The sequence below is a fragment of the Reyranella sp. genome, assembly GCF_965229815.1.
Classification (GTDB): domain Bacteria; phylum Pseudomonadota; class Alphaproteobacteria; order Reyranellales; family Reyranellaceae; genus Reyranella.
The window spans coordinates 75,538-100,466 of record NZ_CBDDJN010000009.1 but is presented as its reverse complement, the minus strand read 5'-3'; the positions used below and the strand labels follow the sequence as shown (position 1 = coordinate 100,466).

The following is a 24,929-nucleotide window of genomic DNA, read 5'->3' as shown; positions in this document are numbered from 1 at the left end:
CCGGGTTTGGCGGCGGCGGTCATCGTCCGCGCGGGCGACCTTGGTCTACTTGTAGACGAACGCCTTGTCGTCGAGGTCGATGGCCGGGAACTCGTTCTTCTCCCGCCAGTAATCCTGGGTGTGCTGCCATTCGCGCTTGTCGCCGCGCTGGGGCAGCAGATGCATGCCGCGCATCAGGTAGCCGGGATTGAAGTTCTCGGGATCGATCCAGGGCTTCAGCGCCATGTCCTTGTCCTCGGGACGCAGCGCCACCTCGACCCGCCGCGCCTGCTTGTCCTTCATGTGGCCGAGCAGGCGGCAGACGAAGTCGCCCACCAGGTCGGCGCGCAGGGTCCAGGACGCGCGGAAATAGCCGAACACCCACACCATGTTGGGCACGCCGGTGAACATCATGCCGCGGTAGGTGACAGTCCGCGAGAAGTCGAGCGGCTCGCCGTCGATCGCGAAGGCGATGTCGCCCAGCACGTTGAGATGGAAGCCGGTCGCCGTGACGACGATGTCGGCCTCGAGCTCCTCTCCCGACTTGAGCCGGATGCCCTTCCCGGTGAAGCGGTCGATCTCGTCGGTGACCACCGACGCCTTGCCCTTGCGGATGCCGCGGAACAGGTCGCCGTCCGGCACGAAGGCGATGCGCTGCCGCCACGGCCGGTAGGACGGCGTGAAGTGCTTGTCGACATCGTAGTCGGGGCCGAGATAGGCCCGCACGCCGGACAGAAGCTCGTCACGCACCTTCTCCGGCTCCTCGAACGAGCGGCGGGTGAATTCCGACTGGTCGCGAAGGATGCGGCGGCGCACGATCTCGTGGATCCAGCTCTCGTCGACTTCGAGCTGGCGGAGCTGGTCGGCGAGGTCGTTGGCGTTGCGCGCCGGGATGAAGTAGGTCGGCGAGCGCTGCAGCATGGTGACGTGCTCGACCTTGTCGGCGATCGCCGGCACCAGGGTCGCCGCGGTGGCTCCCGAGCCGATCACGACCACCTTCTTGCCGGTGACGTCGAGGTCTTCGGGCCAGGTCTGGGGATGGACGATGCGCCCCTTGAAATCCGCCATGCCCGGCCATTCCGGCGTGTAGCCCTCGGCATGGCGGTAGTAGCCCTGGCACATCCACAGGAAGCCGGCCGAGATCGCGAAGGCCTCGCCGGTATCGGTGCGCACGCCCTCGACCGTCCAGCGATTGTCCGCGCTCGACCAGGTCGCGCGCTCGATACGATGGTGGTAGCGGATATGGCGGCCGATGTCGTTCTCCTCGATCACCTCTTCCATGTAGTCGCGGATTTCCTGCGCCGTGGCGATCGGCTTGCCGGTCCACGGCTTGAAGCGGTAGCCGAACGTGTAGAGGTCGCTGTCGGAGCGGATGCCGGGATACTTGTGGGTCAGCCAGGTGCCGCCGAAGCTTTCCTGGCTTTCCAGGATCACGTAGCTGGTGCCGGGACACTGGTCCTTGAGGTGGTAGGCGCCGCCGATGCCCGAAATGCCCGCGCCGACGATCAGCACGTCGAAATGGTCGGTGGCCTGCTGGGGCGACGGCGCAAAGGCGACGGCGGTATCGGGCATCGGATCTGGTTCCTTCCTTGGGAGGGGCCTTCCTCGGGGTGGCCCTGTTCGAGCGGGATCGTCGGGGATCCCAGTGTCTGACGCAGTCGACCGGGTTCCTTGACCAAGATCAAGGCGTCAGTGCGACGCCCTGGCGCCCGGCCAGCCTACGGCTTCCCCGCGATATGCGCCGCCGGCACGTGGTCGGCCAGCCAGACGCGATCGTTGCCGGTGTAGAACTGGATTCCGGCAGCCGCCGCTTCGCCCGCCCGAACGACCAGGATCACGGGCGTGGCGCTCTTCCGCCGTCCGACGGCGCCGGCCATCTCCCGGTCCGTCGACAGATGGACATACTGGCGGCCCATGGGGCGAAGACCCTGCGCCCGGATGTCGGCGACGATCTGCGGTGCCGTTCCGTGGAACAGCAGCTCGGGCGGCTGCGCGGGCGATTTCACCAGCCGGTCTGGAAGCGAGTGACCATAAAGTGCCCGGATACGGTCGCCGGCAATCTCGTGCCGCTGCTTCGAGGCCGTGCGGACCATCTCCGACAGCAGGTCCCCCGACAGGTCGCGCCAGTCCGGCCGTTCGGCGCGCAGGGCCGCGACCAGCTGATCCGTACCGACCCAGCCTTCGCCGTCGAGCTCCAGCTCGTAGAGCCACGGCTCGTGGCGCAGCGCGTGGCTGACCGCGCGGCTGAGATCGCTGAGCTTGATCGGCATGGACGAATGATAGCCCGCCCTCGGGACAGCGTCATCGCGCCGACGCCGGGCTCCCGCGTTCATGCCTCCGCCGCACCATCGACTATTCGAGCTTGCCGTGGATCACGTGCTCCTGGTTCAGCCACAGCGGCGACCGGGCGAGGTCGATGAACTTCGCCTCGTCCTCGAGCAGCAGCCGGTTCGCCTCGCGGGCTTCGGGATGACGGCCGGCAGCACGCCACGCCGCTTCGCTCTCCCACCACAGCTCGGCGATGCCGTCGTAAGGCTCCGGCGCGCCGCGCGCCCGCCGCATCCCGTCGGCCATGTCGCCGGCCAGGCGATGGACCTGCACGTAGCGCACCATGCCGAGGGCGGGCTGCAGGCGTCGCACCAGGGGGCCGTGCTGGTGCAGCCAGTAGTCCTGGAACGCGTCCAGGCTCAGCGCCGGAAGACGGCGCAGGCAGAAAGTCAGCTTGAGCATGCGTTCCCCCTGGTGTCGCGGGAGCATAGGCGGGCCGGCCCCGGCTCCGCTATAAGCCGCCACGATGGAACCGCTGCCCGTCGACGAGGCCCTGCCGCGGCTGCGCGACGCGCTGGCGGTCCGCACCGCCGCGGTGCTCGTGGCGCCGCCCGGCGCCGGCAAGACCACACGTGTGCCGCTGGCCCTGCTCGACGCGCCGTGGCTCGCCGGGGCCAAGATCGTCATGCAGGAGCCCCGACGGCTGGCCGCCCGCGCCGCCGCACGGCGCATGGCGGCGACGCTGGGCGAGAGCGTCGGCGAGACGGTGGGCTATCGTGTGCGGCTCGACACGAAGGTCGGTCCGCGAACCCGCATCGAAGTCGTGACCGACGGCCTGTTCCTGCGGATGCTGCAGGACGACCCGACCCTCGACGGAATCGGCTGCGTCATCTTCGACGAGTTGCACGAGCGCGGTCTCGAGACCGATCTGTCCTTCGCCCTGGTGCGCGAGTCCCAGACGGCACTGCGCGAGGATCTGCGCATCGTGGCCATGTCGGCCACGCTGGATCCAGGGCCGGTCGCCGAGCGGCTGGGCGGCGCTCCCGTGGTCGAATCCGCCGGCCGCATGTTCCCCGTGGAGACGCGCTACCTCGATCGCGAGCCGGCGGGCCGGATCGAGGACACGGTCGCGAGCGCCGTCCGCCGCGCGCTTGGCGAGCAGTCGGGCAGCGCGCTGGTCTTCCTGCCCGGCGTCGGCGAGATCCGCCGCGTCGAGGAACGTCTCGACCTCGGCCGAGACGTCGACGTGGCGCCGCTCTACGGCGACCTGTCGCCGGCCGAGCAGGACCACGCGATCGCCCCCGCGCCGCCCGGCCGCCGCAAGGTCGTGCTCGCGACCTCGATCGCCGAGACCAGCCTCACCATCGAGGGTGTGCGCATCGTCATCGACTCGGGCCTGATGCGCGTGCCGCGCTTCTCGCCGCGCTCGGGCATGACGCGCCTCGAGACGGTGCGCGTCAGCCAGGCCTCGGCCGACCAGCGGCGCGGCCGCGCCGGCCGCCTCGAGCCCGGAATCTGCTACCGGCTGTGGCCGGAGGAGGCGCAGCGCGGCCTGCTGCCCTTCACGCCGCCGGAGATTCTCGACGCCGATCTGGCGCCTCTGGCACTCGAGCTCGCTTTGTGGGGGGCCGATGCCGCGACGCTGCCGTGGCTGACGCCACCGCCCGCCGCCGCGCTCGCCACGGCGCGCACGCTCCTCGGCGATCTTGGCGCCATCGACCCACTCGGCGCAATCACCGCGCACGGCAAGGCGATGGCCCGGCTCGGCCAGCATCCGCGGCTGGCGCATCTCGTCCTGCAGGGCCGGGCGCTGGGCCAGGGCCGGGTCGCTGCGCTGCTGGCCGCGATCCTGGGCGAGCGCGACTTCCTGCGCCTGCCCCCCGGCCAGCGCGACGTCGACCTGCGCCATCGCGTCGACATCGCCCTCGGGAACGACAGGGCGGGCAAGCGCGACGGCGCGCTGCGCCTGATCCTGGAGCAGGCCCGCCGGTTGATGCCGCGAGGCACCGACAGCGAACGGCCCGACCCGGCCCTGACGGGCGTGCTCGCCGCCCTCGCCTATCCCGACCGGATCGGCCGCCGCCGCGCGGGAGCGGCCGGCCGCTATCTCCTGTCGGGTGGCCGCGGCGCGGTGCTCCCCGAGGGCGACGCCATGGCCAGCGAGGAGTTCATCGTCGTCGCCGATCTCGACGGCTCGGCCCAGGATGCGCGCATCTTCCTCGCCGCGCCCGTCACGCTGACGGAGATCGAGGAGCACTTCGCCGCGCGCATCGTCGACGAGGAGATCGTGCAGTGGAACGAGCGCGACGGCGCGGTGCTGGCGCGGCGCCGGCGGCGCCTCGGCGCGCTCGTGCTGGAGGACAAGCCGCTGGCGCAACCCGCCGGCGATGCCGTCCGCACCGCGATGATCGCGGGGATCCGGCAGATGGGCCTCGCGTCGCTGCCCTGGACCGACGAGCTGCAGAAATGGCGCGACCGGATCGCCTTCCTGCGGACTGAGGACGATGCCTGGCCCGATCTCTCGGACGAGGCGCTGCTCGCGTCGCTCGAGGACTGGCTGGCGCCCTTCCTCGACGGCGTCTCGCGCCGCGGCCATCTCGCCCGTCTCGACCTCGGCAACGCCCTGCGCGCGCGCGTTCCCTGGGACCGGCAGCGCGAGCTCGACCGGCTGGCGCCGACGCACGTCGAGGTGCCGAGCGGCTCGCGGGTCGGCATCGACTATGCCAACCCCGCAGAGCCGACCCTGTCGGTGCGCCTGCAGGAGATGTTCGGCCTCACCGACACGCCGCGCATCGCCGGCGGTGCGGTGCCGCTCACCATCCATCTCCTGTCGCCGGCCCGCCGCCCGGTCCAGGTGACGCGCGACCTCGCGAGCTTCTGGGCCAATGGCTATCGGGCGGTGAAGGCCGAGCTGAAAGGCCGGTATCCCCGGCACTACTGGCCCGACGATCCGCTGGTCGCCGAGCCCACGGCGCGCGTGCGGCCCAGGCCGCGCTGAACTCGACCGCGGTGACCTCGACCGCGCTGACCTCAGTCGCGGGCGGCCGGTCGATGGACGGCAAGCCAGACGGTCGGCGGCTCGGCCTGTGTTTCCTCGACCCGGTGACGCACGTGGGCGGGGATCTCGACCCAGTCGCCGGGCTTCAGGTCGAGGATGCGGTCGTCGGCGAAGCGCAGCCGCGCCGCGCCCGCCAGCAGCACCACGAACTCGTCCTCGTCCTGGTCGTACCAGAAGCCGGGCGGGCTCGCCTGGCCGGTCGAGACGATGCGTTCGATGCGCACGCCGCCTCGCGCCACCAGGGGCTCGACGAATTCCTCCGCGCCGTCGCGTGGAAAGTCTCCGAAGAGGGTGCCGGTGCGCAGCGATGCCACGGGCTCAGGGCTCCTCGATCAGCCGACCGAGCGCCCGTCGCACCACCGGCATGACGAAGTACATGGTGGGAGCAGCGATCGCCCAGGCGATCATCCAGGAGGACGCCCACATTTCGAACATCGCGAGGTCCCAGCCCAGCACCCGCCAGGTCGCGACGCCCGTCACCAGGAAGGTCATGAAAAAGGTCGTGCCCACCGGCAGGGCATAGCGATGGAAGCGGGCGGGGAGTTTCTTCACGTCGGCAGGGACAATATGGTACGGCCTCAGCCCTCGTCCATTGCGTCGGATTCACTCCCCATGTCCCTTGCCCTGCCCTTCCAGACGGCCAAGCAACTCGCCGCCGCGGTCCGGAAGAAGAAGGTCGGCTGCCTGGAGCTGCTCGATCTCTACCTGAAGCGTGTCGAGACCCATAACCCGCAGCTCAACGCCATCATCGCCACCGACATCGAGGGCGCCCGCAAGCGGGCCAAGGCGGCCGACCGGGCGGTGAAGGACGGCAAGAAGCTCGGCCCGCTGCACGGCGTGCCCATGACGATCAAGGAATCCTACGATGTCGCGGGCTTCCCCACGACCTGGGGCCACCCCGCGTTCAAGGACAAGATCGTCACGAAGAACTCGGCGGTCGCCCAGCGCATGATCGACGCCGGCGTCACCCTCTTCGGCAAGACCAACGTGCCGCTGAACCTCGCCGACTGGCAGAGCTACAACGAGGTCTACGGCTCGACCAGCAATCCATGGGACCTGTCGCGCACGCCGGGCGGCTCGTCGGGCGGGTCGGGTGCCGCGCTGGCCGCCGGCCTCACCGCGATCGAGGCCGGCAGCGACATCGGCGGCTCGATCCGCAATCCGGCCAGCTACAACGGCGTGTGGGGGCACAAGCCGACCTGGGGCGTGGTCTCGACGCGCGGCCATGCGCTCAACGGACGGATCGCCCAGGCCGACATCAGCGTCTGCGGGCCGCTGGCCCGCGGCGCCCAGGATCTCGAGATCGCCATGGACGTGATGGCGGGGCCCGACGACATCGACGGCCGCGGCTGGACGCTCACCCTGCCGCGCTCGAAGAAGAAGAAGCTGCGCGACTTCAAGGTCGGGGTGATCCTCACCGACCGCAACGCCGAGGTCGACCACTCGGTGCAGGCCGAGATCCAGAAGCTCGCCGACTTCCTCGGCAAGCAGAAGGTCAAGGTGAGCGACACGGCGCGGCCGGCCATCGACACCGCCGAGATGAACGACGTCTATGTCCGCCTGTTGCGGGCGACGACGTCGGGACGCCAGACCGATGCCGAGTTCCAGGCGGCGCAACGCGACGCCGCCGCGCTGCCCGACGACGACATGAGCTACTTCGCCCAGATGCAGCGCGGCAACTCGCTGTCGCACCGGACCTGGACGCAGCTCAACGAGAAGCGCCACCAGATGCGCCTGGCCTGGGACGCGTTCTTCGAGGAGTACGACCTGATGATCGCGCCGGTGGCCCAGACCGCGGCCTTCCCGCACGACCAGCAGGGCCTGCGCCACCTGCGCGCCATCGTGGTCAACAACAGGAAGGTGCCGGTGGTCGACCAGATCTTCTGGGCCGGCTATGCCAGCATCACCCTGCTGCCCGCCACCGCGGCGCCGATCGGCGAGTCGGACGACGGCCTTCCGATCGGGGTCCAGATCATCGGGCCGCAGTACGGAGACTACTCGACCATCGCCTTCGCCAAGCTCCTCGAGAAGGAGTATCGCGCCTTCCAGCCGCCGCCCGCCTACGCCTGACCGGAGCCGACATGTCCAGCGACATCGATCTCAAGAAGCACATCCGCTCGATCCCGGACTTCCCGAAGCCCGGCATCCTCTTCTACGACATCTCGACCCTGCTCGCGCATCCCAAGGCCTGGCACGCGACCATCGAGCGGATGGCCGACCGGCTGCGGCCCTACAAGCCCGACGTGCTGGCCGGCATCGAATCGCGCGGCTTCCTGCTCGCCGCCCCGCTCGCCCTGGCGCTGGGCACCGGCTTCGTGATGCTGCGCAAGCAGGGCAAGCTGCCCGGCACGACCGTTCGCCACACCTATGCGCTGGAATACGGCACCGACACGATCGAGATCCAGCAGGACGCCATCAGGAAGGGCGCCCGCGTGGCGCTGGTCGACGATCTGCTGGCGACGGGCGGCACGATGGCCGCCGCCGTCACCCTGCTGGAGAACGTCGGCGGCGTCGTGCCCGCGGCCGCCTGCGTGATCGAGCTCACCTTCCTGGAAGGACGGAACCGGCTGAAGGTGCCGGTCGAGACGCTGCTCGCGTACGACAGCTAAGGCATCCCCGTCCTTGGAGCGCGGACCTCCAGGTCCGCGCTCCAACGGCTACCTCTCCGCAGGGCGCGCGTCAGCGCTGGTCGGCGCGGTTGAACGCGCCGGCCCCGTCGGGCAGCACGGCGAAGGTCGCCAGCGCCTGCGCGATCGGCTCGTCGGAGCCGTCGACGAACAGGTCGACCTGGCCGAACGCCGTGGTGCGGCCGAGCTTGACCACGCGTCCCACGGCGATGACGTCCTGCCGCACCGCGGCGCGCAGGAAATTGGTGGTGAGAGACGTCGTCGCCAGCGTCGCGAAGCGTCCGAGCTTCTCGCAGATCGCCAGCACCATGATCGTGTCGGCCATGGCCATCATCGCCTGGCCGATCACGACGCCGCCCGGCCGCGCCACGTGCTCGCCGTAGGGCAGGCGCAGCCGCACCGCCTCGGGCGAGACCAGTTCCGCCCTGAGGTTCAACGCCCAGATCCACGGCCCGAAATTGCCGCCCGGCGCGAGTTGCGCCTGCGCGGTCTCCAAGGTGAAGAAGCCCATGCCGCGTCCATGCTAGCATGATGGCGGAGGTGTTCGATGGTCATGGTTCCAGCGTGTTTTTCGGAAAGCTATGCAGAGGCGCGTCCCAAGTTCTGCGAGGCTGCGGCAGCCGCGGGCGGCGTCCTCGGCTCGTGGTTCAATCCCAACGGGCGCGGGCCGGGCGGCGAACGGCTGTTCCTCGACACCGCGCGCTTCGGGCCGATGGATGCCGAGAAGATGCTGGTCCTGATCGCCGGCACCCATGGCGTCGAGGGCCATTGCGGCTCGGGCGCCGAGATCGCCTGGCTGCGCGACGGCGGGCCGGCCAAGCTGCCGGCCGACACCGGCGCCCTGCTGATCCATGCGCTGAACCCCCACGGCTTCGCCTGGACCCGCCGCGTCACCGAGGACAATGTCGATCTCAACCGCAACTTCGTCGACCACGACAAGGCCTATCCGGCCAACGACGGCTACCGCGCCCTGGCCGACGCCATCCTGCCGGCCGCCTGGGACGAGGCGTCGCGCACCGAGACCGAGCGCGTGTTCCAGGCCTTCACCCAGAAGCACGGCGCCTTCGGGCTGCAGGGCGCCATCAGCGGCGGCCAGTACAGCCACCCCGACGGAATCTTCTTCGGCGGCCGCAAGCCGACCTGGAGCAACCGCACGGTGCGCGCCATCGCCCGCCAGGACCTGTCGCGGGCGCGGCACGTCGCGGTCATCGACTTCCATACCGGCCTCGGACCCTTCGGTCATGGCGAGTTGATCTGCGCCGTCCCGCCCGGCGCCCGCTCGTTCGATCGCGCCCGCGCCTGGTACGGCGACGAGATGACCTCGCCCGAAGGCGGCACCTCGACCTCGGCCATCGTGGTCGGGATCATGACCGACGCCTTCTCCCAGGAGCTGCCGGATGCCGAGGTGACGCCGATCGCGATCGAGTACGGCACCTACTCGGTGCCCGAGGTGCTCAACGCGGTGCGCGCCGACAACTGGCTGCACCAGCGCGGCGACCTCGGCTCGGCGCTGGGACGCGCGCTGAAGGCCGACATGAAGGAGCGCTTCTTCCCGGCCGGCGACAAGTGGCGCGAGATGGTATGGGCGCGCGCCGAGCAGACGATCGGCTGGGCCGTGAAGGGCCTCGCCGCCGGATGAGCCCATGAGCCTCGTCGCGCCGAGCGAGAGTCCCGCCCGCGACAGGCTGCGCAAGGCGTTGCACCACGCGCCGCTGTTCGGCGGCCTGGACGCCGCGAGCCTGGCGGCCGTCGAGCGCGAGCTGACCCTCACCGTCCTGCCGGGCGGCGCCCCGCTGTTCCGGCAGGGCGAGCCGGCCGACGCGGTCTACGTCGTGGCGAGCGGCTGCCTCGGCGTCTTCCGGCACGTCGATGCCGACAGTCCGGAGGAGCCGCAGCTCGTGGCGGAGATCCCGCCCGGCAACATCGCCGGCGAGATGTCGCTCCTGTCGCAGGGGAAGCGCACGCGCAGCGTGGCGGCGCTGCGCGACAGCGAGGTCTGGCGGCTGGCGCGCCCCAGCTTCGACCGGCTCACCAGCGGCCATCCCGAGGTGCTGCCGGCGCTGATGCGCACCGTCGTCCAGCGCAATGCCACCGGATCGGCCAAGCGGCGGCGCCAGCCGCGAACCTTCGCCATCCTGCCCGCCGGCCGCGGCACGCCGGCGGCGCGCTTCGCGGTGCTGCTCTCGGCCGCGCTCGGCCGCATCGGCAACCAGGTGCAGATGCTGGGCTCCGATTCGCTCGGCGAGGAGCCGGACTGGTTCGCGCGCTGCGAGACCGAGTCCTCGTTCGTGCTCTATCGCGCCGATCCCACCGCCACCGAATGGACCGAGCTCTGCCTGCGCCAGGCCGACTGCCTGGTCGTGGTGCGCAGCGCCGACGACGATGCGCCGACCCGGGTGCCGTTCGAGATCGAGCCGGCCGAGAGCGGCGCGGTCTTCCATCGCCGCCGCGAGCTGGTGCTGCTGCACGAGGGCCACGATCCGCCCGACGGCTCGACCGCGCCCCTGCTGGCCGGCGGCCTCTACGGCCAGCACCATCATGTCCGGCTCGACGTCCCGGCCGACATCGACCGCCTCGCCCGCCTGCTCACCGGCCACGCGGTGGGCGTCGTGATGGCGGGCGGCGGGGCCCGCGCCTTCACCCATATCGGCGTCGTCAAGGCGCTGCGCCAAGCCGGCGTGCCGATCGACCAGGTCGGCGGGACGAGCATGGGCGCGATCGTCGCCGCCGCCGTCGCCGCACGCTGGACCGACGCGGAGATCGCCGAGCGCTTTCGCACCGCCTTCGTCGCGAGGAACCCGCTGAGCGACTACACCGTGCCGCTCGTGTCGCTGTTCGCCGGCCGGCGCGTCACCCGCCTGCTGCGCCTCGCCTTCGGCGACAAGGAGATCGAGGATCTCGTCCTGCCCTACTACTGCGTCACCGCCAACCTCACGACCTCGACCGCCGACGTCCACACCGTGGGCTCGCTGTGGCGCTGGCTGCGCGCCTCGGTGGCGATCCCCGGCGTCATCCCGCCGTTCAACGAGGCGGGCGAGGTCCATGTCGACGGCGGGGTGATCGACAACTTCCCCGTCCGCGCCATGCGGCGCACCGGCCGCGGCGTCACCATCGGCGTCGACATCGACACCGCCGGCGCGCTGTCGGCCGGCGCCGACGCCACCGAACCCTGGTCGGCCTGGGAGTTCTTCCGGCGCCTGGTATGGAAGCGCAACGAGACGCTGCCGATCCCCTCGATCGTCGCCATCCTGCTGCGCTCGGCCCTGGTCTCGAGCACGGCCCGCGCCGCCGTCGACCGCGAGGCCGCCGACCTGCTGATCGTGCCGCCGATGACCCACATCGACCTGCTCGACTGGACGAGCTTCGATGCGGCCATCGAGATCGGCTACCGCACGACCATGGAGGCGATCGACAAGGCGCATGCCGCCCCGATCGGCGCCCGGCTGCTCCTGGCTTGACAGCAGCTGCCATCGGTTGTCAGTCGCCCACGACAGGATGACCGGCTTTCGGAAAGTGAGACCATGACCCAGTCGCCGCATCTCGCGACGCTGCAGGAGCTGAACCACCACTATGTCCGCTCGGTCGACCGAGCGGACGTCGCCTGGTTCGACCGTCATCTCGCCGACGATTTCGTCAACATCAATCCTGACGGCACGCGGCTCGACCGCGCCGCCTTCCTGGCACAGATCGGCCGCGGCTCGACGGTGAAGGACATCAGGGAACACGACGTGCAGGTCCGGCTGCTCGGCGACTTCGCGATCATCCACGCCCGCACCGCCTATGCCCGCCCCGACGGGACGCAAGGCGCGGGATGGTACACCGACGACTGGCAGCTCCGGCCGGAGGGCTGGCGCTGCGTCTCGGCCCACGTTAGCCGGTCCTGACGCCGACCGTGACCGCGTCCCCTGGCGTCGACACGTCGCCCGCCGCCTGGCGGGTGGTGCTCGCCTGCTTCCTGTCGGCGATCTTCGCTTGGGGCTTCGGCTTCTATGCCCACGGCATCTACCTCGTGGAGCTGCGCCGCGAGCATGGCTGGTCGACCGGCCTGATTTCCTCGATCGTCACCGGCCACTACGTGCTGGGCGCGCTGCTGCTGCCGCACATCGCCCGCGCCATCGGCCGGTTCGGCCCGCGCACCGTGTTCCTGGCCGGCCTCGGCGTCACCACGGTCGCCCTCCTCCTGATGCCGTCGGTGACCTCACCCTGGCAGCTCGCGCTCCTCTACGCGCTGATGGCGCCGGGCTGGAACGCCACAAGCGTGGCGCCGATCGCCGCCACGGTCGGCCAGTGGTTCGACCGCAAGCGCGGCCTGGCGCTCAACCTCGCGCTGAGCGGCGCCACCGCCGCCGGCCTCATCGTCTCCCCGGCCCTGCTCGCTGCCATCCCGCGGCTGGGCTTCGCCGATGCCGAGCGCCTGCTTGTGGGCATCGGCATCGTGATCGCCGGCACGGCGGTGGCGCTGTTCGTGCGCCGCGGCCCCCTGTCGCCCGCGACGGCGCGCGGTGCCGCGGGCCGCCGGCCCGGCACGCTGGCGCCGATGCGGCACTGGCGCTTCTGGAGCATCTCGGCGCCCTTCGCCTTCGTGCTGGCGAGCCAGGTCGGCTTCCTGACGCACCTGGTGCCGCTGATCAGCGACCGGCCGCAGGCCGATCCCGGCCTCGCGGTGGCGATCAACGCCGTCATGGCGCTGGTCGGCCGCGTCGTGCTGGGCTTCGTGATCGATCGCCTGGAGCCGCGCCGCGCCTCGGCGCTCTGCTTCCTCGTGCAGGTCTTGGCCATCGCCGTCCTGGCGCGCGCGGTGTCGCCGTTCGCGATCTATGCCGCCTGCGCCGTGTACGGCTTCTCGGTCGGCAACAACATCACGCTCTCGCCGCTGATCGTGCAGCGCGAGTATCCGGCAGCCGACTTCCCCGCCATCGTCGCGCTGTCGACGGCGGTGGTGCAGATCGTCTACGCCTTCGGCCCCGGCCTGCTCGGCCTGCTGCGCGATGCCTCAGGCAGCTACCTCGTGCCGCTGGCCGTCTGCCTCGGCCTGAACCTCGCCGCCGCAGCCGTGATCCTGATGCGGCCGCGCCGGCCGATCGCGGCCGGCGTCAGCTCAGGAACTTGAGGCCGTTCACGACCTTGTCGATCGCCTTGCGCGGCCCGTGCACGCCGATGCCGACGAAGTCCAGCGCGTCGGCCGGCTGGTTGGCGACGGCGGCACGGTTGTCGGCATCGTTGGTCGTGGTGAACATCGGCTCGATGTAGATCGCCGGCACGATCTCGCGCGACAGGGCCCGCTGGTGTGTGCGCCGCAGCTCCTCCAGCGTCGCGCCGAAGATGAACACCGGTTCGCGGATCAGGGCGGTGTAGTCGCGGCCGGCGCCGTCGCGGTAGGGCTCGCCCATGATGTGGCCATGCGTGCCGGCCAGGCCGCCGGCCAGGAAGGCCGCGACGTTGGCCATCTGCCAGGCCGCGAGGTCGCGCCGCAGGACGAGCGCGGTCTTGGTGTCGTAGATCATGGCGGCAGTATCGGCCATGCTCCGATACCCGTCTTGAAGGTTTGTGCATGTCGCCCGCCGCCGACCGGATCCGCTTCGACCAGCCGCAGGCCAGCCTGCAGCGGCTGAGCGCGCGCTTCGGCGGCCACGCCTTCGACCTGCACCGCCACGAGACCTACGCGGTCGGCCTGACCCTGTGGGGCGCCCAGTCCTTCCACTATCGCGGCGCGCTGCGCACCAGCGGCGGCGGCCAGGTCATGGTGATCCATCCCGACGAGGCGCACGACGGCCATGCCTCGGTCGACGCCGGCTTCGCCTACCGCATGCTCTACGTCGAGCCCGCCACCGTGTCGGAGGCGCTGGGGGGCGCCGCGCCGCCCTTCGTTCCGGAGGTCGTCGCCGACGATGCGGTACTGGCCGGCCTCCTGCGCGCCGCCTTCGCCGACTTCCCGCGGCCGCTCGAGCCGCTGGCCGCCGATGCGCTGGTCGAACGGCTGGCGAGCCGGCTGGCCGCCCGCGGCGACAGGCCGCCGCGGCGCCACCGCAGGGCGACCGCCCATCGCGCCGTCGCGCGGGCCCGCGATTTCCTCGCCGCCGCCGCGCATCGAACCGTGGCCTCGGAGGAGCTCGAAGCCGTCACCGGCCTCGACCGCTTCGCGCTCGCGCGCCACTTCCGTGCCGCCACCGGCACCTCGCCGCACCGCTGGCAGATCGGCCGTCGCCTGCTGCGCGCGCAGCGGCTGATCGCCGAGGGCGTGCCGCTGTCGGAAGCGGCGGCGGCGACCGGCTTCGCCGACCAGAGCCATCTCACCCGCCACTTCGCCGCCCGCTTCGGCCTGACGCCGGGACGCTTCGCGAAGCTCGCCGGGAAAAGTCAGGACAACGGATAGCGGCCCGCCGCGTCGAGCGGCACCGAGGCGAACCAGCCGCGGCGCGTGCCGGCCAGCGTCGAGGTCATGAGCCCGCGCACGCCCGGCACCTCGTGCGCCGCCCCCAGGAAGGCATCGCGCAGCCAGCCGAGCGGCGCCTTGCGCGACTGGAAGAACGGCGTCAGCAGGTGGCTGACGCGCTGGTAGTAGCGGATGGTCGAGGCGCGGCGCCGCTCGTAGGCGATCAGCGCGGTCAGCAGGTTGCCGCTCTCCTCGATCGAGCGGGCGAGCGCCCAGGCGTCCATCAGCGCCAGGTTGGCGCCCTGCCCGAGCTGCGGGCTGGTGCCGTGCGCGGCGTCGCCCAGGAAGATCACCGGACCGGCGTTCCAGCGCGGCAGCGAGACGTGCCGGTAGGTGGCGCGCGCGAGCTCGGACTGCGTCGCGCGCTCGATCGCAGGAGCAGCCTGCGGCCACAGCGCCGTGGCCTCGCGGCGGAAGGAAGCGAGGTCGATCGCCCGTTCGCGGGCCAGCGCCTGCACCGGCAGGCTCCAGAAGAGCGTGAGCCGGTCCGGCGCCACCGGCAGCAGCCCCAGCATATGCGTCGTGCCGCGCACGCGCTGCTGCAGCAGGCCCGACGCGCCCAGCCCCTCGGGATCGGGCACCGTGGCCCACAGGCAGCCCCAGCGGTAGAGCGGGATCTTCAGGCTCGGCATCAGCGCGCCGCGCAGGACGGAGTTGGTGCCGTCGGCCGCGACGATCAGCTCGAAGGGCCCATGGCGCTTGCCGTCGGGCTCCACGAGCTGCATGCGCTCGACGCCGGCCATCTCGCGGCCGGTGATGACCTGCGCGCGCGACCGCCTCAGGCGGGCGAACAGGAGGTCGAACAGGTCGGTGCGGCGCAGGCCGAGGCCGAAGGCCTCGGGATGCAGGTCGGCATAGCGCAGGTCGAGCACCCGGCGGCCGCCCGACGTGCGCGCCTCGAGGCCGACGACCCGGGCACCGCGCGCCCGGGCCTCCGCGCCGAGGCCGAGCGCTTCGAGCACCGCGAGGCCGGTTGGCTGAAGCAGAAGCCCCGCACCAACCGGGCGGGGCTCCGCGAAACGTTCGAACAGGGTGACTCGATGGCCGGCTTCGGCCAGCAGGACCGAAAGGGCCTGGCCGGCGACGCCGCAGCCGACGACGCCGACCTCGAGCGGACGGGTCAAAGCCCGCCGTTCACCACCAGGCACTGGCCCGACACGTAGTCGCTGTCGGGGCTGCAGAAGAGGTAGACCGAGCCTGCCGCTTCCTCGGGCAGGCCGCCGCGGCCGAGCGGGATCATCTGGTTCATGGCGGCGATGCGGCCGCCCTGCACGCCGATCTTGACCTTGCGGCCCTGGACCTCGATCTCGCCCTCCTCGCCCTGGTTGAGCGGCTTGGTGAGGCGGGTCTGGATGTAGCCGAAGGCGACGGCGTTCACCGTGACGTCGTAGCGGCCGAACTCCTTGGCCAGCGTCTTGGTCAGGCCGACGATGCCCGCCTTGCCGGCCGAGTAGTTCGACTGGCCGGCATTGCCGTTGACGCCCGAGGTCGAGGAGATGTTCACGACCTTGCGCACGATGCGCTTGCCGGCGGCGCGTTCCTTCTCGACTTCCTGGCGGAAATGCTGCTGGAAGGCCCGCAGGATGCGGAACGGCGCGGTGAGATGGACGTCGAGGATGGCGTACCACTGCTCGTCGGTCATCTTCTGGATGACCGAGTCCCACGTATAGCCGGCGTTGTTCACGATGACATGGCAGCCGCCGAAGGCATCGACCGCCGTCTTGACGATGCGGTCGCCGAAGTCGGGCTTGGCGACGTCGCCGTTGCAGGCCACCGCCTTGCCGCCCATCTTCTCGATCTCGGCGATGGTCTCCTTGGCCGGCGTCTCGTCGATGTCGTTGATCACCACCTTGGCGCCGTCGCGCACCAGGCGCAGCGCGATCTCCTTGCCGATGCCGCGCCCCGATCCGGTGACGATCGCCACCTTGCCGTCCATCTGACCCATTCTTCTCTCCTCTTATTCGCTCTCCTCTCCCCCTGGCGGGGGAGAGGAACTTGAGCGGCTAGTTCAGCGCCACCGTCGCGTCGCCCTGCAGCGTGTCCTGGCCGTTCTGGTTGGTGCACTTGACCTCGAGGTCGACCAGCTTCTGGCCGCCCTCCTCGCGCTTGCCCGTGACCTTGCCGCTGACGGTGATGACGTCGCCGACCCAGGTGATCGAGGTGAAGCGGGTTCCGAGCTTGCGGACCTGGGCCTGCGGCACGTAGCTCGTGACCAGGCGGCCGAGGAAGGCCATCGACAGCATGCCGTGCGCGAACACGTCCTTGAAGCCGAACTTCTTGGCGAAGTCGATGTCGACGTGGATCGGGTTGTGGTCGCCCGAGCCGCCGCAGTAGAGCGCGAGCTGGTGGCGGCTGATCGGCGGAAGGACGAGCGGCTTCAGCGTGTCGCCGACCTTGACGTCGTCGAACTTGGGCGCGGTAACGGTTGCCATGGTGCCTGCCTCCTACTTCTTGCCCGCGTCGGGATTGCGCACGACGGTGATGCCCTTGGCCTTGGCCACAGGCTTGCCGGACTGATCCTTCATCTCGGTCTCCGACACGACAAACCAGAGCGCGCCGCCCTTCTTGTCGTAGATGTCGACCACCTTCTGCTGGCAGGTGACCTTGTCGCCGACATGGACCGGCGCCAGGTACTCGTAGTGCTGCTCGCCGTGCAGGATCAGGCCGATATCGACGTTCAGGAGCCGCAGCAGCCCGCCCTTGTCGGGATCGTCGTTGGTCACCGCGGTGAGATAGGTCGGCGGCGCCGGGATGGCGCGGTAGCCGGCCGCCTTGGCCGCTTCCTCGTCGACGTAGATCGGATTGTCCTCGCCGATGGCCTTGCAGAACAGGCGGATCTTGCCGGCCTCGACCACCGTGGTGAACGGCTTGAACGAATGGCCAATGAGCTTCTTGTCGAGCTGCATCGCTCGTGTTCCTCCCGTGAAAGAAACGCCCTCACCCGTTACAGGAGAGGGCGCAAACGCCTCGCTGTCATCCCGAACGGAGCGAGGGACCTTTCTCGTGGCCTGAAAGGTCCCTCGGCCTGCGGCCTCGGGATGACAACTATTCTCTCGTCGACGGCGGCGCCTTACTCGAAGCGGCCGACGATGGCGACGCTGGAGACGTTCTCGCGCGGCGCGCCGCCGAGATTGTGCGTCATGCCGATCTTCGGGTCCTTGAGCTGGCGGGCGCCGGCCCGGCCCTGGAGCTGCAGGTACATCTCGTAGAGCATGCGCAGGCCCGAGGCGCCGATCGGATGGCCGAAGCACTTCAGGCCGCCGTCGATCTGGCAGGGGATCTTGCCGTCGGCGTCGTAGAAGCCGTCGAGCACGTCCTTCCAGCCCTTGCCGGTCTCGGAGATGTGCAAATCCTCCATGGTGACCAGCTCGGTGACCGAGAAGCAGTCGTGCACCTCGAACATCGAGACCTCGTCGCGCGGGTTCTTGATGCCGGCCTCTTCATAGGCCTTCTTCGAGGCGATGCGGGTCGTGTGGAAGTAGCTTCCGTCCCACGAATTGTGACCCGACTCCGAGCCGTTCGACACCGAGAGCTGCAGCGCCTTGACCGAGACGATGTTGTGCTTGCCGAGCGACTTGGCGATCTCCGGCGTCGTCACGATGGCGGCCGCGGCACCGTCCGACACGCCGCAGCAGTCGAACAGGCCGAGCGGCGAGGCGATCATCGGCGCCTTCAGGATCGTGTCCATCTCGACGGCCTTCTGGAGATGGGCCTTGGGGTTCTTGGCGCCGTTCTGGTGGCTCTTCCACGAGACGTGGCCGATCGCCTTCTTGAGGTCCTCGGCCGAGACGCCGTGCGCGGTCATGTAGGCGGTGGCGAGCTGGGCGAAGTTGCCCGGCGCCGTGCCGTTGGCATGCCACAGCGCCTGGAGCGGGCCGCCGCGGCCGCCCGGCAGGCCGCCGTAGCCCGTGTCCTTCAGCTTCTCGACGCCGAGCGCGAGCGCGAAGTCGGCCGCGCCGGAGGCGACGGCGTAGCAGGCGCCGCGGAAGGCCTCGGTGCCCGACGCGCACATGTTCTCGACATGCGTCACCGGGATGTTGGGCAGGCGCAGCGTGGTCGACAGCGGAATGCCGGACTTGCCGACATGGACCTCGTCGATCGCGGTCGAGAACCAGGCGGCGTTGAGCTGCTTGGCGTCGATGCCGGCGTCGGCGATGCACTCCTTGTAGGCTTCGAGCATCAGCTCCTCGGCGCCCGAGTCCCAGCGCTCGCCGAACTTGGAGCAGCCCATACCGAGAATAGCGACCTTGTCCTTGATACCCCGTGCCATGGTTGGTCTCCTTCGTTGGGGTTCAGACTATCACATCAACTCTTTCCTGGAGGCGGCGCCCCTACGCCGGCGCCGCCTTCCAGAAGTAACGCTTGAAGCCGCCGCGCATCGTGTCGTTGTCGCGGATGCGGAAGGTCATGCGCATCTTGACGCCAACCTTCACCTGTTCCTTGTCGCTGTCCGTGAAGTCGGCCATGAAGCGGCCGCCCTCCGGGAAAGTGATCATGCCGTAGTAGGCCGGCGGATCCGGCGAGTAGGTGAGCGAATCGGCCGTGAACGACATCACGTTCGCCTCCAGCCCGGCCATCCGGTAGGGCTCCTGGCTGTCGACCGCGTGGCAGTTCGGGTTGACGCAGACCTGGCTGCGCGGGAACTGCACGGTGCCGCACACCTTGCACTTGCCGCCGACCAGCCCGTAGATCATGTCGCGCTTGCGCCACAGGACCGAGAGCGCGGTCTTCTTGTCGAACTCCGCGCGCATGCCCTTCTCGATCGGCAGCATCTCGTTGAAGGCGAGGAACTTCATGTAGTTCGTCTCTTCCTTCCGACGCGCCAGCCAGCCCGACACGCCGCGGCGCTTGGGCAGCTTGGCGTTCTCGGCCGTGACCTCGAACACCAGCACGTCGACGCCCTGGCCGAAGGCCACGACCATGACCTTGTCGCCTTCCTTGGCGGTCTCGAGCGCATCCACCAGCATGACCAGCGCGTGCGCCGCCCCCGTGTCGCCGAGGTTGGCGCCCAGCAGGTCGCGCACCGCACCCTCGCCGACGCCGCAGATCTTGGCCATCTGCTTCGGCACGGCGGGCATCAGGCTCGGCATGATGAAGTGCGTGACGTCGCTGCCCTTCAGCTTGCAGGCAGCGAGCGCGGCCTTGATGGCCGGCGGCACGATCTTCGAGTAGCCCTCGTCGCGGATCCAGCGCTCCTCCCAGCCATAGTCGAACTCGGCATCCTCGCCGCGGAAATGGTCGACGAAGTCCATCGACACCGAGTGATGGCCGACGAGCTTGGCGATGACGTTCTCGGTGCCGCAGAGCAGCGCCGCCGCACCGTCGCCGTAGTTGAGCTCGGCCGAGGAGGCGACGCGCGCCATGCGCTTGTCGGCCGCCGCGACCAGGGCCGGGCCGCCGCCGTTCTTCGACGCGTTGAGGCCGGCGATCAGCGCCGAGGTCCCGGCCTTCTGCGAGCCGCCGACATCGGAGGCGAACAGGTCCTGCTCGATCGACAGCGCCGTGCCGATGACGCCGGCATTCTGGCGGTCCTTGAACGGATGCGTGGTCGAGGCGAAGTACAGGCTGCGCACGTCCTCGGGCTTGTGGCTGGTCAGGCAGTCGCGCGAGGCCTCGACCGCCATGGTGATCGAATCCTCGTCCCAGTTGGCCATCGAGCGCTCGCCCTTGGCGAGGCCGCGCAGGCCGGCGGCGAACCACTTGTTGGCGTCATAGACGGCCTGTCGCTGCAGGCGCAGGCGCGGCACGTAGGCGCCATAGGCCACGATTCCGACCATCCGACTCTCCTCCCAGAAATGAACGGGCGTTTATGCCCCGCTCTTAGCGCCTCTTTCCGGCCGGCGCGAGGCGCATTTGATCATGGCTGCCGAGAACGTGGAATGGGATTTCGGACAGCAAAATTCACTGCTGGGGGCGCGTCACTCCGTGACGCGTCACGAGCTTTGCATCCGCGAAGGAAGACGCGCCACAGAGTGGCGCGCCCCCAGCGAAGACATTACCGCCCCGCCGCCGGCGGCAGCTCGCGGAACAGGCCCCGATAGCCGGCATCGGGCGGGATGTGCAGGAACCGCTTGCCGTCGCGGGTCTCGACCCAGGGCTGGACGGTGACGACCTTGCGGGCGCGGGCGGCGGCGATGGCGCCGGTGACGGTGCCGCCCTCGGCCAGCAGCTCGAGGTTCTTAAGCGTGGCATGGACCAGCGTGCGCTTGCCGGCCGCGGCCTCGTCGATCGCCGCCTGGGCGCCGATCCAGACCGAATCGACCGATTCCGACCCGTCGTGCAGCGCCATCTGGTCTTCCGGCGCCTCGGCGACGAAGAACCAGGTGTCGAAGCGCCGGGGCGCGAAGGTCGGCGTGATCCAGTGGGCGTAGGGCACCATGAGGTCGGTGGCGATCTCGAGATCCTCGGCCTCGACCAGGTCGACGATGCTGGCCTCGTCCTTGGCGAGCTTGGCCCGCCAGCGCTCCTCGATGCCCTTCAGCTCGGCCGCGGCGACGATCGCGCGCTGGCCGCGATGACGGGCCAGCAGGATGCCGCACTCCTCGAAGGCCTCGCGCACGCCGGCGACGCGGAACTTCAGCTCCTCGTCGGCGATCTTGTCGGCACCGCCGCAGCGCAGGCGCAGCCGGGGATCGCCATCGGCGTCCTCGAGCTTGCCGCCGGGGAAGACCAGCGCGCCGGAGAAGGCATCGATCTGGTGATGGCGCACCACCATGAAGACCTCGAGGGAAGAGGCCATGTCGCCCGGCGTCGAGGGCCGGAGCAGCAGGACGGTGGTGGCGGGGCGAGCGGCAGGCGGTTGCTTCTGGGGTTCGGTCATGATCCGCCAGTGTTCCATAGCCTTCGCGACAGTGCCATCGACGGCGTGTATTGTGCGCCTCGGCCATTCCGCAGGGAGAAGGAGGCAGCCATGTCCGTCACGAGCAACAGCCCGACACCGCACAATCTCGGCGAGGGCATCCGGGCGCTGCACGCCAAGTGGGGATGGATCGTCGCGCTCGGCATCATCTTCATGATCGCCGGCGTGATCGCGCTGGGCAGCATCGTCATGTCGACCGTCACCACCGTGTTCATCGTCGGCATCATGATGATCGTGGCCGGCGTGACCGAGATCGCCACCGCCTTCAGCGTCAAGGACTGGGGCAAGTTCGCGCTCTGGATGCTGCTCGGCCTGCTCTACGTGGCGGCCGGCATCATCTGCTTCTTCCACCCGTTCGAGGCGGCGACCATCATCACCCTGATGCTGGGCATCGCCCTGATCATCGGCGGCGTGGTCCGCGGCATCCTGGCCTGGAACGTCCGCGAGGCCGGCAACCCGTGGGGCTGGGCCGCCATCTCGGCGCTGATCACGCTGCTGCTGGGTCTGATGATCGTGGCCAAGTGGCCCTACTCCAGCATCTACACGCTGGGCATCTTCCTCGGCATCGACCTGATCTTCATCGGCTCGGCCTGGCTGTCGATCGGCCTCGCCCTGAAGCGCCGCGCCACCTGACGACCGGTTCCGGCGGTCCCGCGCGAGCGGGACCGCCGCCTACCGGCCTGCGACGCATCATCTCGCCCGCCTCCGCGCCGCTGCCACAGGACTTTTGATGTTATAAGATAACATTCTCTGATCCTGGCAAGGGAGGCGGCATGAGCGGTGCGGAGCAAGCTGCGGAGCTCGCGACTCGCGGCCTGGTGCTGGCGCGCGCCGGCCGGCCGGTCGCGCGCCTGCCCGACCTCGATGTCGCGCGCGGGCGTCGGTGGCGATCCTGGGGGCGTCCGGCTCCGGAAAGAGCACGGCCCTGCTCGCGCTGGCCGGCCTGCGGCCGCCGGCCGACGGTGCCGTCACGATCGACGGGACGGCGCTCTGGCAGCTCGCCGGCCCGCGGCGTGACCGTTTCCGCGGACGCCGCATCGGGCTGGTGTTCCAGTCCTTCCACCTGATCGACGCCGTGAGCGCCGCGGCCAACCTCACGATCGCCGCCCGCTGCGCCGGCGTGCGTCCTCCGGCAGGGCGCGCCGCAGAGCTGCTGCGCCGGGTCGGCCTCGGCGAGCTCGGCGCCCGGCGCGCCGATCGTCTCAGCCACGGCCAGGCGCAACGGCTGGCCGTGGCGCGCGCCTTGTACAACCGCCCGGCCGTCGTGCTGGCCGACGAGCCGACCTCGGCGCTCGACGACGGCAACGCGCGCGCCCTGCTGGTCCTGCTGAAGGAAAGCGCGGCGGTCGACGGCGCGGCGCTGGTGATCGCCACCCACGACCGGCGCGTGATCGACGCGGTCGACGGCGCCGTCGAGATGCAGGCGCCCTCATGAGCTTCGTCGGCCTCGCCCTCGCCTACCTGCGCCGGCGCTGGGGCCAGGCGCTCCTGTCGGTCGTGGTCGGCGCGCTCGGGATCGCCGCCGTGGCCACGGCCATGGTGGGCTTCGACGCCCTGCCCCGCGCGGCACGGCAGGCCTGGGGCGGCGTCGACCTCGTCGTCGGATCCAAGGGCTCGGCGCTCGATCTAGTCCTGTGCTGCGCCCTGCATGTCGCCGATCCGCGCGGCCTGGTCTCGACGAAGACGGCGATGGCGGCGGTGCACAGCCCGATGGTGCGCGCCGCCGCGCCGATCGCGCTGGGCGACAATGTGCGCGGCTGGCGCATCGTCGGCACGACGCCGGCGCTGCTGCAGATCTACCACGCGCGCTTCGCGCAGGGCGGACCCTGGACGGGCAAGCTGCAGGCGGTGGCCGGCGCGATCGCGGCGCGCACGCTCGGGCTGAAGCCCGGCGACACGTTCGTGGGCGCCCATGGTCTGGCAGGCGATGGCGAGCTGCACGAGCACTTCCCCTACACGGTGGTCGGCATCCTCCAGCCCACCGGCTCGGTGCTCGACCGCCTGGTCCTGACCGATATCGACACGGTGCGCTACGTGCATGTCGAGCAGGCGCGCATCGAGAAAGAGGAGCGCGGCTCGACCGACGAGGACGAAGGCCCCGCGCGCTTCCCCGATGCCGCGACCGCCATCGTCGCGGCCTATCGCGTGCCCACCGCGGCGCTCCTGATGCAGCGCCGGATCGACGCCAGCGACGGGCTGAGCGCCGCCAATCCCAGCCTCGAGATCGCCCGCCTGCTGGGTTATGCGCGGCCGGTGACGGTCGCGGTCGCGGCCTTCGGGCTGTTGCTGGCGGCGATCGCCGCCGCCGGTGCCGCGGTCGGCCTGCTCGCCACCATGACCGCGCGCACGAAGGACCTCGCGCTGCTGCGCGTGCTTGGCGCCCGGCGCTTCGACCTCGCGACCGTCGCGCTGAGCGAGGCCGCCGTCATCGGCGCCGCCGCCCTGGTGCTGGGCGGCCTGCTTGCAGTGGCCCTGCTGGCGCTGGCGCGCGATGCGCTGGCCGAACGAACGGGGCTGCTGCTTCAGCCCGAGGTCGGGCTCTTCGACGCAGGCATGGTGATCGGCGGCACGGTCCTGGTTACCCTGCTGGCCGCTGCCGTTCCGGCGTTGCGCGCCCTGCACGCCGACATCGAGGAGTTGCTGCAATCATGAAGGCGGGACTGATCGCGGGCGCCCTGGCCGCCCTCGTTGCCGTGGCGTCCCCCGCCTGGTCGCTCGATCCCAAGGCCGCCGGACAGCCGGCCGACGAGCTCGCCGCCCAGAAGATGCTGCCCAAGGTGCGCGACGCGCTGTGGACCCAGCTCGCCAAGTGCGGCGTGGACTACGACGAGAAGAAGGGCACCTACGGGATCCGGTTGACGCCGGAAGTCAGGGCCCTGGCCGGCAAGACCCTGACGGTGCGCGGCTTCGTGCTGCCGATGGACGGGTCGGACCAGACGAAGCACTTCCTGATCACCCGCAACACGCCGGTCTGCCTCTACTGCCCGCCGGGCGGTCCGAACGAGGTCGTCGAAGTGCACGCCCGGCATGCGCTCGCCTGGAGCGACAAGATTGTGAGCGTGACCGGCACGTTCAGCCTGATCGACGATCGGGAGAAGGCGCTGTTCTTCAGGATGGAGAACGCCGAGGCGAAGTGAGCCGCGCCGCACAGGCGGCCAGCATCTCGCGAGCCCGCTCGATCGTGAGCCCACCGCGCCAGCGGGCGCAGACCTCGCCCGACCCCGCGACGGCGCGGGCATAGGGAAGGATGCCGTTGTCGTCTCCCGCCGCCCGCAGCGCCCGGCCGGGCACAGTCTCCGGCGAAACCATGGCCAGCGCCTCGAGGCGCGGCGACACGGCGCGCAGCTCCGCCCGCGCGCGCTCCTCCTGGTCGAGGATCACGATGCGCACCACTGTCCCGGCCTGGCCCGCGATCTCGGCCACCGCCGGCAGCTCCAGGCGGCACGGCGTGCAGGTCGGGGAGTAGAAGACTTCCAGGACGGGGGGAGGCAGATCGGGAGGCATGAGAGGGCACCATCCATCGGCTTTGTCGGCCCACTATCTTCTATGCCTCGCTTGCGGCAGCATGGCGGCGATGATCACGCCCCTGTGTGGTCCGACGAGCGGCTGCTTGGTCCCCAAGTCTTCGTGATTCGTCCTGAATGTCGGCCGCCCTGACTCTCCATCGCTTCCCCGATCGTCCGCGGACCGCCGCTCGCCGCCCTG

27 protein-coding genes are annotated in these 24,929 nt (G+C 70.3%); 12 read left to right on the top strand and 15 right to left on the bottom strand.

Annotated elements, in window-relative coordinates; genetic code table 11:
• Positions 1-45: 45 nt before the first annotated feature.
• The 3 genes from ACO073_RS30720 to ACO073_RS30710 form a co-directional block, all read right to left on the bottom strand.
• On the bottom strand, positions 46-1,551 hold the full coding sequence (locus ACO073_RS30720; RefSeq protein ID WP_422003329.1) for a flavin-containing monooxygenase: 1,506 nt from the start codon (positions 1,549-1,551) through the stop codon (positions 46-48).
• A 146-nt stretch (positions 1,552-1,697) separates the two neighbouring features.
• Complete coding sequence (locus ACO073_RS30715; protein ID WP_422003327.1) at positions 1,698-2,249, bottom strand: RNA 2'-phosphotransferase; 552 nt, start codon at positions 2,247-2,249, stop codon at positions 1,698-1,700.
• An 82-nt stretch (positions 2,250-2,331) separates the two neighbouring features.
• Complete coding sequence (locus ACO073_RS30710; protein WP_422003325.1) at positions 2,332-2,709, bottom strand: EthD domain-containing protein; 378 nt, start codon at positions 2,707-2,709, stop codon at positions 2,332-2,334.
• Positions 2,710-2,773: 64 nt separating this feature from the next.
• On the opposite strand from ACO073_RS30710, the gene hrpB reads away from it, so the two are divergent.
• Positions 2,774-5,245, top strand: coding sequence for an ATP-dependent helicase HrpB (hrpB, locus tag ACO073_RS30705; RefSeq protein WP_422003323.1), 2,472 nt, complete (start codon positions 2,774-2,776; stop codon positions 5,243-5,245).
• Between the two features lie 32 nt (positions 5,246-5,277).
• Here hrpB and ACO073_RS30700 read toward each other — a convergent pair whose 3' ends face one another.
• Both ACO073_RS30700 and ACO073_RS30695 read right to left on the bottom strand, forming a co-directional pair.
• Complete coding sequence (locus ACO073_RS30700; protein WP_422003486.1) at positions 5,278-5,610, bottom strand: cupin domain-containing protein; 333 nt, start codon at positions 5,608-5,610, stop codon at positions 5,278-5,280.
• Positions 5,611-5,623: 13 nt separating this feature from the next.
• Entirely contained in the window at positions 5,624-5,857 is a 234-nt protein-coding gene (locus ACO073_RS30695; protein WP_422003321.1) for a DUF2798 domain-containing protein, read from the bottom strand.
• 60 nt (positions 5,858-5,917) lie between these two features.
• Here ACO073_RS30695 and ACO073_RS30690 point away from each other — a divergent pair, with 60 nt between their 5' ends.
• Entirely contained in the window at positions 5,918-7,375 is a 1,458-nt protein-coding gene (locus ACO073_RS30690; protein WP_422003319.1) for an amidase, read from the top strand.
• Between the two features lie 11 nt (positions 7,376-7,386).
• A complete protein-coding gene (locus ACO073_RS30685) occupies positions 7,387-7,914 on the top strand; it encodes an adenine phosphoribosyltransferase (RefSeq protein ID WP_422003317.1) in 528 nt (175 codons plus the stop codon).
• Positions 7,915-7,984: 70 nt separating this feature from the next.
• Here the strand turns inward: ACO073_RS30685 and ACO073_RS30680 are convergent, their stop codons facing one another.
• Positions 7,985-8,443, bottom strand: a complete 459-nt coding sequence (locus ACO073_RS30680) for a PaaI family thioesterase (RefSeq protein WP_422003315.1) — start codon at positions 8,441-8,443, stop codon at positions 7,985-7,987.
• A gap of 36 nt (positions 8,444-8,479) precedes the next feature.
• Between ACO073_RS30680 and ACO073_RS30675 the strand changes: the two genes are divergently transcribed.
• From ACO073_RS30675 to ACO073_RS30660, 4 genes are all read left to right on the top strand, one after another.
• The gene (locus ACO073_RS30675) at positions 8,480-9,571 is read left to right on the top strand and encodes a M14 family metallopeptidase (RefSeq protein ID WP_422003313.1); all 1,092 of its coding nucleotides are present in this window, start codon (positions 8,480-8,482) and stop codon (positions 9,569-9,571) included.
• 4 nt (positions 9,572-9,575) lie between these two features.
• The gene (locus ACO073_RS30670; RefSeq protein ID WP_422003311.1) at positions 9,576-11,390 is read left to right on the top strand and encodes a cyclic nucleotide-binding and patatin-like phospholipase domain-containing protein; all 1,815 of its coding nucleotides are present in this window, start codon (positions 9,576-9,578) and stop codon (positions 11,388-11,390) included.
• Positions 11,391-11,453: 63 nt separating this feature from the next.
• Complete coding sequence (locus tag ACO073_RS30665) at positions 11,454-11,816, top strand: nuclear transport factor 2 family protein (RefSeq protein WP_422003309.1); 363 nt, start codon at positions 11,454-11,456, stop codon at positions 11,814-11,816.
• An 8-nt stretch (positions 11,817-11,824) separates the two neighbouring features.
• Positions 11,825-13,042, top strand: coding sequence for an MFS transporter (locus tag ACO073_RS30660; RefSeq protein WP_422003307.1), 1,218 nt, complete (start codon positions 11,825-11,827; stop codon positions 13,040-13,042).
• On the opposite strand, the gene ACO073_RS30655 is transcribed toward ACO073_RS30660, so the two are convergent.
• A complete protein-coding gene (locus tag ACO073_RS30655; RefSeq protein ID WP_422003305.1) occupies positions 13,026-13,454 on the bottom strand; it encodes a DUF2000 family protein in 429 nt (142 codons plus the stop codon). The genes ACO073_RS30660 and ACO073_RS30655 overlap by 17 nt on opposite strands.
• Positions 13,455-13,483: 29 nt before the next feature.
• Between ACO073_RS30655 and ACO073_RS30650 the strand changes: the two genes are divergently transcribed.
• Positions 13,484-14,305, top strand: a complete 822-nt coding sequence (locus ACO073_RS30650) for an AraC family transcriptional regulator (protein ID WP_422003303.1) — start codon at positions 13,484-13,486, stop codon at positions 14,303-14,305.
• On the opposite strand, the gene ACO073_RS30645 is transcribed toward ACO073_RS30650, so the two are convergent.
• The 7 genes from ACO073_RS30645 to ACO073_RS30615 all read right to left on the bottom strand — a co-directional run bounded on the left by ACO073_RS30645 (position 14,290) and on the right by ACO073_RS30615 (position 21,185).
• The gene (locus ACO073_RS30645; protein WP_422003301.1) at positions 14,290-15,489 is read right to left on the bottom strand and encodes an FAD-dependent oxidoreductase; all 1,200 of its coding nucleotides are present in this window, start codon (positions 15,487-15,489) and stop codon (positions 14,290-14,292) included. The genes ACO073_RS30650 and ACO073_RS30645 overlap by 16 nt on opposite strands.
• Positions 15,486-16,310, bottom strand: coding sequence for an SDR family NAD(P)-dependent oxidoreductase (locus tag ACO073_RS30640; protein WP_422003299.1), 825 nt, complete (start codon positions 16,308-16,310; stop codon positions 15,486-15,488). Before ACO073_RS30640 ends, ACO073_RS30645 begins: the two co-directional genes overlap by 4 nt.
• 58 nt (positions 16,311-16,368) lie before the next feature.
• Positions 16,369-16,797 carry a MaoC family dehydratase gene (locus ACO073_RS30635; RefSeq protein ID WP_422003297.1) on the bottom strand — a complete coding sequence of 143 codons (429 nt, stop codon included), beginning with the start codon at positions 16,795-16,797 and terminating at the stop codon, positions 16,369-16,371.
• Between the two features lie 12 nt (positions 16,798-16,809).
• Positions 16,810-17,271, bottom strand: a complete 462-nt coding sequence (locus ACO073_RS30630) for a MaoC family dehydratase N-terminal domain-containing protein (protein WP_422003296.1) — start codon at positions 17,269-17,271, stop codon at positions 16,810-16,812.
• A 164-nt stretch (positions 17,272-17,435) separates the two neighbouring features.
• Complete coding sequence (locus ACO073_RS30625; RefSeq protein ID WP_422003294.1) at positions 17,436-18,635, bottom strand: acetyl-CoA acetyltransferase; 1,200 nt, start codon at positions 18,633-18,635, stop codon at positions 17,436-17,438.
• A 61-nt stretch (positions 18,636-18,696) separates the two neighbouring features.
• Positions 18,697-20,142, bottom strand: a complete 1,446-nt coding sequence (locus ACO073_RS30620; protein WP_422003292.1) for a hydroxymethylglutaryl-CoA synthase family protein — start codon at positions 20,140-20,142, stop codon at positions 18,697-18,699.
• Between the two features lie 218 nt (positions 20,143-20,360).
• Positions 20,361-21,185: an NUDIX hydrolase gene (locus ACO073_RS30615; protein ID WP_422003291.1), complete on the bottom strand. Its 825-nt coding sequence runs from the start codon at positions 21,183-21,185 to the stop codon at positions 20,361-20,363.
• Positions 21,186-21,275: 90 nt separating this feature from the next.
• On the opposite strand from ACO073_RS30615, the gene ACO073_RS30610 reads away from it, so the two are divergent.
• The 4 genes from ACO073_RS30610 (at position 21,276) to ACO073_RS30595 (ending at position 24,361) form a co-directional block, all read left to right on the top strand.
• Positions 21,276-21,857 carry an HdeD family acid-resistance protein gene (locus ACO073_RS30610; protein ID WP_422003289.1) on the top strand — a complete coding sequence of 194 codons (582 nt, stop codon included), beginning with the start codon at positions 21,276-21,278 and terminating at the stop codon, positions 21,855-21,857.
• A gap of 250 nt (positions 21,858-22,107) precedes the next feature.
• On the top strand, positions 22,108-22,659 hold the full coding sequence (locus tag ACO073_RS30605) for an ABC transporter ATP-binding protein (protein ID WP_422003288.1): 552 nt from the start codon (positions 22,108-22,110) through the stop codon (positions 22,657-22,659).
• On the top strand, positions 22,656-23,876 hold the full coding sequence (locus ACO073_RS30600) for an FtsX-like permease family protein (protein WP_422003286.1): 1,221 nt from the start codon (positions 22,656-22,658) through the stop codon (positions 23,874-23,876). The genes ACO073_RS30605 and ACO073_RS30600 overlap by 4 nt, the downstream gene beginning before the upstream one ends.
• Entirely contained in the window at positions 23,873-24,361 is a 489-nt protein-coding gene (locus ACO073_RS30595) for a DUF3299 domain-containing protein (protein ID WP_422003284.1), read from the top strand. The genes ACO073_RS30600 and ACO073_RS30595 overlap by 4 nt, the downstream gene beginning before the upstream one ends.
• Here ACO073_RS30595 and ACO073_RS30590 read toward each other — a convergent pair.
• Positions 24,333-24,728 (bottom strand): hypothetical protein, encoded by a 396-nt coding sequence (locus ACO073_RS30590; RefSeq protein ID WP_422003282.1) that lies wholly within the window; start codon positions 24,726-24,728, stop codon positions 24,333-24,335. The genes ACO073_RS30595 and ACO073_RS30590 overlap by 29 nt on opposite strands.
• Between the last annotated feature and the right edge of the window lie 201 nt (positions 24,729-24,929).